This window comes from Thermotoga sp. (genome assembly GCF_021162145.1).
Classification (GTDB): Bacteria; Thermotogota; Thermotogae; order Thermotogales; family Thermotogaceae; genus Thermotoga.
The window spans coordinates 1-9,795 of the sequence record NZ_JAGGZH010000074.1 but is presented as its reverse complement, the minus strand read 5'-3'; the positions used below and the strand labels follow the sequence as shown (position 1 = coordinate 9,795).

At 45.0% G+C, this 9,795-nt stretch carries 10 protein-coding genes; 5 read left to right on the top strand and 5 right to left on the bottom strand.

Translation table 11 applies throughout. The features are described from left to right. Nucleotides 1–1,738, bottom strand: a 1,738-nt coding sequence (locus J7K79_RS04950) for a hypothetical protein (protein WP_296905772.1), incomplete at its 3' end; no start/stop codon positions are given. A gap of 10 nt (nucleotides 1,739–1,748) precedes the next feature. Then, a complete protein-coding gene (locus J7K79_RS04945) occupies nucleotides 1,749–2,258 on the bottom strand; it encodes a type II secretion system protein J (protein WP_296905770.1) in 510 nt (169 codons plus the stop codon). Nucleotides 2,259–2,342: 84 nt separating this feature from the next. Between J7K79_RS04945 and J7K79_RS04940 the strand changes: the two genes are divergently transcribed. Together J7K79_RS04940 and mtnN are read left to right on the top strand one after the other, a co-directional pair. Next, complete coding sequence (locus tag J7K79_RS04940; protein ID WP_296905768.1) at nucleotides 2,343–2,834, top strand: ferritin; 492 nt, start codon at nucleotides 2,343–2,345, stop codon at nucleotides 2,832–2,834. A 39-nt stretch (nucleotides 2,835–2,873) separates the two neighbouring features. Continuing rightward, nucleotides 2,874–3,527, top strand: coding sequence for a 5'-methylthioadenosine/S-adenosylhomocysteine nucleosidase (mtnN, locus tag J7K79_RS04935; protein WP_296905765.1), 654 nt, complete (start codon nucleotides 2,874–2,876; stop codon nucleotides 3,525–3,527). On the opposite strand, the gene J7K79_RS04930 is transcribed toward mtnN, so the two are convergent. After that, nucleotides 3,524–4,408, bottom strand: a complete 885-nt coding sequence (locus tag J7K79_RS04930) for a phosphate acetyltransferase (RefSeq protein WP_296905763.1) — start codon at nucleotides 4,406–4,408, stop codon at nucleotides 3,524–3,526. The genes mtnN and J7K79_RS04930 overlap by 4 nt on opposite strands. Nucleotides 4,409–4,420: 12 nt before the next feature. After that, the gene (locus J7K79_RS04925; protein WP_296905761.1) at nucleotides 4,421–5,656 is read right to left on the bottom strand and encodes a PLP-dependent aminotransferase family protein; all 1,236 of its coding nucleotides are present in this window, start codon (nucleotides 5,654–5,656) and stop codon (nucleotides 4,421–4,423) included. A gap of 110 nt (nucleotides 5,657–5,766) precedes the next feature. Between J7K79_RS04925 and J7K79_RS04920 the strand changes: the two genes are divergently transcribed. Genes J7K79_RS04920 through J7K79_RS04910 form a run of 3 tightly spaced genes read left to right on the top strand, consistent with a single transcriptional unit; the run spans nucleotide 5,767 to nucleotide 9,183 of the window. Beyond that, on the top strand, nucleotides 5,767–6,693 hold the full coding sequence (locus J7K79_RS04920; protein WP_296905759.1) for a MoxR family ATPase: 927 nt from the start codon (nucleotides 5,767–5,769) through the stop codon (nucleotides 6,691–6,693). Then, nucleotides 6,690–7,934: a DUF58 domain-containing protein gene (locus J7K79_RS04915; RefSeq protein ID WP_296905757.1), complete on the top strand. Its 1,245-nt coding sequence runs from the start codon at nucleotides 6,690–6,692 to the stop codon at nucleotides 7,932–7,934. The genes J7K79_RS04920 and J7K79_RS04915 overlap by 4 nt, the downstream gene beginning before the upstream one ends. Further along, a complete protein-coding gene (locus J7K79_RS04910; protein ID WP_296905755.1) occupies nucleotides 7,924–9,183 on the top strand; it encodes a hypothetical protein in 1,260 nt (419 codons plus the stop codon). Before J7K79_RS04915 ends, J7K79_RS04910 begins: the two co-directional genes overlap by 11 nt. A gap of 247 nt (nucleotides 9,184–9,430) precedes the next feature. Here J7K79_RS04910 and J7K79_RS04905 read toward each other — a convergent pair whose 3' ends face one another. Beyond that, nucleotides 9,431–9,613, bottom strand: a complete 183-nt coding sequence (locus J7K79_RS04905) for a hypothetical protein (RefSeq protein ID WP_296905752.1) — start codon at nucleotides 9,611–9,613, stop codon at nucleotides 9,431–9,433. Nucleotides 9,614–9,795: the final 182 nt, after the last annotated feature.

Below are 9,795 nucleotides of genomic sequence, written 5' to 3'. Positions count from 1 at the left end.
CTGTTACAATAACAGGTCTTCCACTCCATGACCACCAAAAGGTTCCTACTGCTCCCCTGACGTACTGCATGAGAGAACCAAAGATGGTGAGCTCGCGATTGTCCTTGAGAGAATCTTCATTATCATAGCCTTCCACATAAAAACTTCCATCGAAGGCGTATATGCTGGCGAAGATCTTCATGTTGGGTCTCTTTTTTGTCACCACCACGTTCTTGAATGCAACCAGGTTGAGAAAGTCATCAGACTCGTGGTTTTTGATCATTTCCGCGTATTTTTCCGTTTCAACGTTGCCGTTCTCATCGAGAGGTCTTATCACAACCTCCTCTGCAATCTTTTGATCGGAGTTCCCGTTTACTCCCTCCAGGTCGGCGATCGCTTTCAGAACCTCTCTGTAATCGTTGTAAATGATGTAATCTTCTATGTAGATGTTCTTTGCAACGATGGTGTACTTTCCGTCAACGAACATGGGTTTTATATTTCCTTTGCCACTCATGTTCCTCAGGTAAATATCGCTGTCTGTTTTGATCACACCGTTGAAATAGATATCGTACTCGTTTCTGTCAAGACCAAGAAATTCCCTTGCTTCATCTCCCTGAAGGACAAGATGGTACTGATCACTGTTTGGTTTGGGCTTGATGAGAAAAAGACTCACTTCTCTTCCTTCACTTTCCCCAGCGAAATACCAATCGCTCATATTGTCGCTCACGTATTCCTTATAAATTTCTTTGTATTTCACCTTTATCAGGTAGTCATTTTCACTGTTGCTTTTTGGAGTGTTAAACTCGATCATATAGATTGGTTCCAGCCGTTTTTTATAAAATTTCCACCAACGCCATCTCCACCACCACCAACCCTCGTTCTCATCGGAATCATGGTCAACTATCCTTTCTGAAGGAAGTTCTATTCCCACTGGTTCATTCGAGTTGACCACTTCACTGGCAGGTTTTACGAGTTTTTCTATTTCCGATTTGTAGTACTCTTTTATTTTCTCCATGTTGTACTTCTCTATGTCCTCATCGGTTAAATACTTCGGAGGCGGATTCTCGTATCTTGGGCCGTTTCCTGCTTCCACTTCGATACCCTTGAACTCCACACTTCCTTTGAATAGAGGCTCTCCTTTCACATGTATCACATCGTTCGATCTGAAAGGACCATCTATAGTATCCTGGGTGATGAAATATATCTTCCTTCCATCTGTTCTTGTCTCTCTTTCCGTGAAATATGCGTACTTGTTCAAAAACTTCGGAGAGAGAACGGCGAATTTGTAAACGGTTGCTCTTCCTACCCGTACTCTCACAACAAGTAGAGCGTAGAAAGGAGTGTCTTTAAAGGGAAAAACCACCGCTTCAAAATTGGACAAACTCAGTTTCGATGCTTCCCTGGAAAAATCACTGTCTGAGAGAAGATCAAAGTGTTTTCCTGTATCCAATAATGAGAACGTTTGTTCCCACGATTCACCATCCGATTGAGCAAAAACCCTTTTTTTGAAGTCCTCAAACCACGTTACATCCCCAGTGGACCAGTTGTTGATGCTTATTCCAAGAAGGCCGAAGTATCTTTTCAAACAGGCAACTCCCAGGTTCAGAATGTTGGAGGCTCTGTAAGTGGCTTCAAGTTTTTGGGCGGTCAGTTGCACATTTTCAGAGTAATGCCTGAACGCAAGAAATACAGACGTTCCCAGAACAGAAACAATTATCAGAATCACAACAGTTGTTACAAGGATCGAACCGCTCCTCATGAGAATCACCTCACTCCAGATTTGGAAGAGCAATGCTCATGAAGTAAGTTCTTTCGATGCTGTTCTTTTCTTTTCCTATAGTGAAAGAGATCGTACCAGGGCTAGCAAAAAATGTACAGGTGGAAATATCCGTTGCAAGAATTTTTGTTTTTTCGAGAATCCATTCTTTTGAAACTTCTTGATAAATCTGAAGTTCGATATTGGGCCTTCTGAACACGATGGTGTAGCGATAGTTTTGAAAGTTGTAATTTTCTCCGGCGAGCGGTACGTTCACCCAAAAAGAGATGCTCGCAGGGTTGTCTGGGTCGAAAAACACCTGATCCGCCCTTGGCCCTGCCTTTATGATTTCTTTTCTCAATTCCATCGCCGTCTTCAAAAGGTCATCAGCCAACTCGATCGTGGTCAGAGACTGAGTGGAGATCACCATCGCTCTTGCTGCAAGTCCCAGAATCAACAGAACTGCTATGAGAACGACGGCCATCGTTATCAACATCTCCAATATTGTGAATCCTCTTCTCATCAGTACCCCCTCCAGTCCAGTTTTTACCAGAAAAATGTGGCAAAAATGTGGCAAGTGCTAAAATCATATAAAGGAGGTGAAAAGATGGTCATTTCGGAAAAGGTTCGAAAGGTTCTCAACGATCAGCTGAACAGAGAGATCTACTCGGCGTATCTCTACCTTTCGATGGCAGCTTATTTCGATGCGGAAGGGTTCAGGGGTTTTGCCCGCTGGATGAAAAAGCAGGCTCAGGAAGAGCTCACACACGCAATGAAATTCTACGAATACATCTACAACAGGGGCGGAAGGGCGGAGCTCAACTCTATAGAAAAACCGCCTGCAGAGTGGGATAGTGTAAAAAACGCTTTTGAAGCAGCCCTGAAACACGAAGAGTTCGTCACACGATCGATCTACGAAATATTAGAACTTGCCTCAGAAGAGAAAGATCACGCTACCGTGAGTTTTCTCAAGTGGTTCGTCGATGAGCAGGTGGAAGAGGAGGAACAGGTGAGAGGAATACTGGGCCTTCTGGAGAAAGCAAACGGTCAGATATCAGTGATCTTTCAGCTAGATAGATACCTTGGACAGAAAGAGTGAGGGGGCAGTACGCTCCTTTTTTCATACGGAGGTGGGAACGTGATACTGGTACTTGGAGTGTTCAAGATAGAGGTGGAGCCCATGCTGGAAGAGATGGAGGTACTGGAGAAAGGACGGCTCTTGAAGAGGTACTACCAGCGAGGTGTCGTTGGAAGAAACGAGGTGATCGTGAGCTACGGATTCATTGGGAAGGTGGAAGCTGCCCTCGTCACCCAGGCCTTTCTGGACAACTTCAACATCGACGCAGTCTTTCTGACGGGAAACGCCGGTGGCCTGGAGGGCGTCGAAGTGGGTGATGTGATAGTTGGAGACTCGTACACAGAGTACGACTTCGAAACTGCCCTCGGTGACGAAGGAATCGTGATCTCCGGAAGCGAAGAGCTGGAAGACAAAGTGATCGCCTATTCAAGCAGAGAAATCAAAACAGGACTGATAGCAAGCGGAGACTCTTTTGTGACAACAAGAGAAAGGGCGGAGAAGATAAGAAAAACAACGAAAGCCCTCTGTGTCGACATGGATTCCGCTGCTGTGGCAAAAGTATGCTATGAGAACGAAAAGAAGTTCCTCGCCATAAAGACTATAGTAGATCTCTGTGGAAAAGATACCGAGGAAGACTTCAAAAGAAACTACGAAAAGTACGGTTTCCTCTCCAATCTCATCCTTCTCGATGTCTTGAAGCGATGTGTTTTTTAAACGAACAGGGAGGAAAGAACGATCGAATAGTACTTCGTCTCCTCCGAATCCGCTCTCGAGGTGAGAACAACGGGTACCTTTCCGCCGAGAATTGTAGAAGCCGATCTTGCCTTCGTCAGAAATACAAGAGCCTTGTAGAGAATGTTTGCTGCTTCTATATCCGGCAGGATCAGAACGTCCGCCTTTCCTGCCACCGGGCTTTCTATCCCCTTCTTTTTGGCTGCTTCCTCAGAGACCACGTTGTCCAGAGCAAAAGGTCCGTCGACGATGCAGTTCTTTATCTGTCCCCTCTGGTTCATCTTGGAGAGAATAGCAGCTTCCACTGTGATGGGCATCTTCGGATTTACAATTTCTATGGCTCCCACTATCGCAACCTTTGGCATCTTTATTCCCAGAACGTTTGCCACACGGACACAGTGTTCTATCATGTCCACCTTCTGTTCCAGAGTTGGACTTATCACCATCCCAGGATCTGAAATGATCAAAGGTCTACCAAACCCCGGTATTTCCATCACGCTCACCATGGAGATCGTTTTCCCCGTTCGGAGACCGTATCTTTCATCCAGATAGATTTTCATCAGATCTCCTGTCTTTATCTTTCCCTTCATCAAAAAGTCGCACTCGCCCTTCGAAACGGTTTCCACGGCTAGCCTTCCGGCATCTCCAGTAGGACAGTCAACGATTTCAGGTCTTTCCCATTCCGGGACGCACTTTCTTGCAATCTCAACAATTTCCTCTTTCAGCCCGAAAAGAATAGGCTCACAGATCTTTTCTCTCCATGCCTTGAAGACAGCTTCGATCACATGATCGTCGTTTGCGGCCGCAACGGCTAGCTTTTTACCCCTTCCACGTACTCTCTCGACCAGTTTTTCCAGATGCACACTTTCATCTCCTCACAGAAGATGTTTTTCTTTACCGTACTCCAAGACCACTTCTCTGAGCCTTTTGATACCCTCTACTATTTTCTCATCCGGTGGAAGACAGAAAGAAAGCCTCATAGAAGGACTGGGTTCGTCGTGTATCTTGAACACTCTTCCAGGGACGTAGAAGACTTTCTTTCTCTTTGCGTACTCGAACATCTCCCACGTGTCGAATCCCTCTGGAAGGGTGAGCCAGATGAAAAGCCCCCCCTCAGATTTCACCCACTTCACACCAGGTATATCGGAAAAGTACTCTTCAAGAGCGTCGAGCATCACCTTTCTTTTCCTTCTGTAGAGTTCGATGGTGGGTTTCAATTGCTCGAGGAGGTCGTACCTCTCCAAATAACGTGCGGCAAGGCGATGGGTAATGGCGGGACTGCACAGATCAGCCGATTGCTTCGCCTGAACAATCTTTCTGATGAACTCCTTGCCCCCTGCCACCATCCCTATTCTGAGACCTGGTGCAAGAACCTTGCTGAAGGTATTGAGGAGCACAACTCTCTCGGGTCCACCGATCTTGAACACAGGATCGATCGTTTCACCCTCGTACCTCAGGGCCCCGTAGGGATCATCTTCCACAATGAAGAGATCGTATTTTTCCGCGATTTCAACGAGTGCTTTTCTCTTTTCCAGAGAAGTGGTGACACCGGCAGGGTTGTGAAAGTTCGACACAACGTATATGAATTTCACCTGCTTGATCTTTCCTTTTTTGTCCATCTCTGAAAGCTTCTTCTCCAGGATGTTCAAGTCCATTCCATCGTCCTCGAGAGGTACCACTATGAAACCCGAAAGATACTGTTTGAAAGCGTTTATGGCTCCGAGATACGCAGGATCGTCCAGAACACAGTAACTCTCGTTGTCAAGAAATATCTTCCCTATGAGGTCCAGTGCCTGTTGAGATCCCACGGTGAACACCAGGTTGTCTTCGTTGAGTCCTGTGATCCCGTACATTCTTTCCAGGAGCTTCAGGATTTGCTGTTTCAAAAGGGGATCACCTTCTGTGGTTGAGTACTGAAGCGTGTAGTGGTATTCTTTTTCCACGATCTCTTTTGCAATTTCGGCGAGTTCTTTTCTTGGGAATGTTTCTGGATCAGGAACTCCCCCTCCAAAAGAAATAGCGTCTTTGTCAGCGGCAAATTTCAGGATTTCCCTTATGATCGAAGACCTCATGCTTCGGCCAATCTTTGAAACCTTGCTTTCCAGGTTCACGGGAACACCTCCTATTATTTGCCCTTACTGGTGAATTATACATCAAATCCAACGTTTTTGATGCATCATTTGATATACTTTGATAAAACGACCAGCCAGGTGGTGACCTCGTGAGAGAAAAGATCGAAAAGATAGTTTCGAACGTCGAAAGAGTTATAAAGGGAAAGAGAGAAGTGATAAAAGCGGTTGTCGCATCGCTCCTTGCAAAAGGTCACGTTCTCATGGAAGATGTTCCTGGTGTTGGGAAAACCATGCTCGCAAGAGCCCTCGCGATATCACTGGGTGTTGATTTCAAACGCGTTCAGTTCACGCCCGATCTTCTTCCAACGGACCTCACCGGGCTGTACATCTACGACAGGAAGAAAGAGGTCTTCATTTTCAAAAGAGGTCCCATATTCACCGACATTCTTCTGGCAGATGAGATAAACAGGGCAACTCCAAGGACCCAGTCTGCCCTTCTTGAGGCGATGGCAGAGGGTCAGGTAACTGTGGATGGAATCACTCACAAACTTTCTGAGAAGTTCTTCGTTATTGCCACGCAGAACCCAATCGAGTACGAAGGGACTTTCCCCCTCCCTGAAGCCCAGCTGGACAGGTTCATGATCTGTGTGAAGATGGGATATCCTGACGAAAAAGCAGAAATGGAAATACTTACCTCTCAGGAAAAGGAACATCCCATAGAAGATCTCGAGCCCGTTGTAAATCCTGGTGAACTTGTAGAACTTCAAAAGAAAGTCAGAAACGTTCTGGTGAGTGATGAAGTGAAGAGGTACATTGTTGACATAGCGAACGCAACGCGAAACCACCCGAGTCTCCTTCTTGGAATGAGCCCAAGAGGAAGCCTCGCTCTCATGCATTACTCGATGGCACTCGCCTTCATGGAGGAAAGAGACTACGTTCTTCCAGATGATGTGAAGAGAGCAGCTGCGTATGTGATATCACACAGAGTGATTCAGTCTGCTGAGTCCAGGCTCAAGAGAGAAAGGAAGGAAGACATAGTGAAGGAGATACTTGATCACGTGAAGGTGATCACATGAAGGTGAGAAAAAAAGTTCTCGTGCTGCTTACCCTTGCTTCGATTTCCGGATGGGTTCTCACTCAGAACAACATGCTTTTTCTTCTCGTTCTTTTCACTGTGACGAGGTGGATCGATCTCTTTTTCACGCTGAAGACGTTTTCGAAATTAAATGTGAAACGTCACATCACAAAGACAAGACTTTTCATAGATGAAAAGGTGGAGATGGTCTACAGAATTTCCTGTGAGAAAGGAATACGACTGCATCTGAAATTGGAGCCCAGTCTCTCCTCTGTCAGATTTTTCGGAAAAGACACAGAGAAAATAGTGATCGAACCTTATTCATCCAGGGAGGTGAAATTTGTCTTTTCTTTTGGGACAAGAGGAAGGAAGGTTCTTAAGGATTTTTCCGTCACAGCAGAAGACCCGTTCATGACGTTTTCTATGGAGAGGGTTTTTGAAGTTGAAGATGAGGTGATCGTTTTTCCAAAGTATGCGCCAGTTGAATTCCACAAAGAAGTGCTGAAAGATCTTCTTCCTGGGAGGAGGAGTCCTCAAAGGCTCCTTGAAGACAACACGATGCTGAAAGGACTCAGAGATTACAATGGTGAGCCGATGAACAGGATACACTGGAAAGTCTCCGCAAAGTACGGAAAATTGCTTGTGAAAGAGCATGACCACACTGCTCTTGGAAAGGTGAAGATCTTTCTCGATCTCAACCTTCCCAAAGATGCTGATCTTGGGGAGGTCTGGAAAGAGCTCAGAAGACACTACGAGGAGGAAGCGGTGGAACTCATTGCAAGCGTGGTGAAAGAACTGAAAGAACACCATACCCCGGTGGAACTGACTGTCATTGGAGAAAGAATCTGGAAGAGAGATAATTCAGGAAAAGACTGGGTGGAGGATTTCGAACTCCTTGCCACTGTGAGGGGAACAGATCTTCCTTCTGTAGACATAAAAACTGTTCTGGCGTCGCAATTGTTTGATCCAAGAGACTCCGTCCTGATTGTATGTATTCACCTGACGGAGAAAGAACTTCCGGTGCTTCTCAGAGTAAGGTCACAGGTATCGAAGCTGATCGTCTTCGTCATACCTTACGGTCTGAGAGATCCTGGTACGAAACCGTTTAGAAGTTTTCTCCTCATGAGAAGAGACCTGATGGACCTTCTTGAGAAGACAAGGCTTCTCGAAGAAAACCACGTGATCGTAAGAGGAGTAAAAGAAAACATGACCCTCCAGGAGGTCATCGATAGTGTTCCTTGATGCTGTCTTCGCTGGCGCGCTTCTTTTGTCAATATTGGAGAACGTGTCTTTTTACTCCTTATTGCTCCTTTTGAGCCTGATACCGATCTCCTTTCTCAAAAAGTTTTCGAGAGTGTACCCTGTGATCTTTCCCGGTCTGGCTATTCTTCTCTGGATCTTCTCAAAAGATTCATCGCTTTTTCTTTCATCGCTTGTTGTGACTCTTTTTCTTTTCCTTTCAGATTTTGAGAACGGAAGGTCAAAGACTCTTTCGCTTATACTCTTTTTTGTCCTGATAGTGATCTTCGAAAAGAATTCTTTCTCTCTGCTTCTTTCCTCTGCCGCCCTTTCTCTGTTTTTCCTCTATCATAGAAGATATCTGTATTCTGTTTTTTCCCTTCTTGCCACGCTTGTTCCTCCCATTCGTCTCCCTCTGTTTTCGCCAGGAAACATCAGAGAAGAAAAAAGCGAAACGGTCGAGCGAGCGATAAGAAACTTCTTCGTGATAGTGGAGAAGGCCTCAAAAGAGGAAAATCCTCTCATGAACATTCTCTGGACGGTCATTTTCTTTATCGTGCTGGCGAGCGTCGTTCTTTTCTTTGTGACTCTTTTAAAGAGGAGCTTTCGTGTGAACTGGAAGGGAATCCGGTATGTACTTTTCGGCCTTTGCGTTTTTGCGGTAAGTTTTTATCTTTTCGTACTTCTTGCAAACGTATTGGTACAAAGCATAAACCTCCAGATTGAGATACCAGAACCTTCAACACTTGGGCAATTTCCCACTTTTTCTTCCTCCGCTTCGGTTACCTTCATAGAAATCGAAAGACATCCCTCCTGGAGATTTATGAGATGGGCTCTGACGATCATCATGTTTGCCCTGGTGATCGTTCTTTTCTCCACTGTCCTGAGAACTTTCCTGAAGTCACTGAAGGCTTCTGAAAAGACTCTGGAGGTAGAAGAAAAGGAAGAAAAAGAAAAATACGAAGAGAAAAAAGAAAAACATTCCGTTGAAAGCGAAAGGATTTACACGGTGGAGGATGCTTATCTGTTCTTAAGAAGGAGGTTCTTTCCTGGACAGGACCAGCTGACTCCTTACGAACTTCTGGAAGGAAAAGAGTTTCACTACTTCAAAGTTCTCACAGAAAAGTTCGTTGAGAGAAAATACGCGAAAAAAAGCACAAATATCTCGAAAAAAGAACTGATGAGAATCTTTCGCAACGCAGTAGAGGAAGTGAAAGACAGGAGAATTAACCTCCGGAGAAAGTTGAATTAAAATTCAAAAGGATTTCTGGCGCTGTTTCAAAAACAATACAGGGAGGCATAGAAGATAAAACAAGTGGGAATTCTTCAAGGTACACCATTGCATATCAGTTTTACAAATTGGCAGGATCTCCTCAGTTTCATCTGGATAAATTACACGGTTGCCCTCCCTTGAAACACTGATAAATCCATGCTTTTGGAGGGCTTTTAGGTACTTAACTGCAGTAGTGTAAGGAATACCTATGCGTCGGAAAAGCTCTTTATATAGTGAGCAAGATATCACCAATTATTCCTCTCTCTTTCAAGCACTCCCTCAACCATTTAACATCATACAGCCTATCTGCCAAGAACTTTTTGCCTCTCAGCTCTATCTTCCTAACTATCCCTTCCAGCATCTTTATCTCTGACGAATACCTCCTCCCTACATCAACACACTCAACCAACTTGTACTTTCATTTTGTCATAACCACCTTACCTCATTCACCTTCCTCACCTGTGCTTCTCTCATCCAGTCCAGTGTGGCCCTCTTTACCTTATCCCTGTACCATCCACTATGATTGTCTGGACGGTTTCTCCCTGCGGCTGATCGTGAATGAACTTTATCAGGATCTTTATGATATGCTTT

Coding starts and splice junctions, on each gene's coding strand:
- J7K79_RS04945 (WP_296905770.1), bottom strand. CDS start 2,258: ATGAGAAGAGGATTCACAATATTGGAGATGTTGATAACGATGGCCGTC.
- J7K79_RS04915 (WP_296905757.1), top strand. CDS start 6,690: ATGAAGGTGAGAAAAAAAGTTCTCGTGCTGCTTACCCTTGCTTCGATT.
- J7K79_RS04940 (WP_296905768.1), top strand. CDS start 2,343: ATGGTCATTTCGGAAAAGGTTCGAAAGGTTCTCAACGATCAGCTGAAC.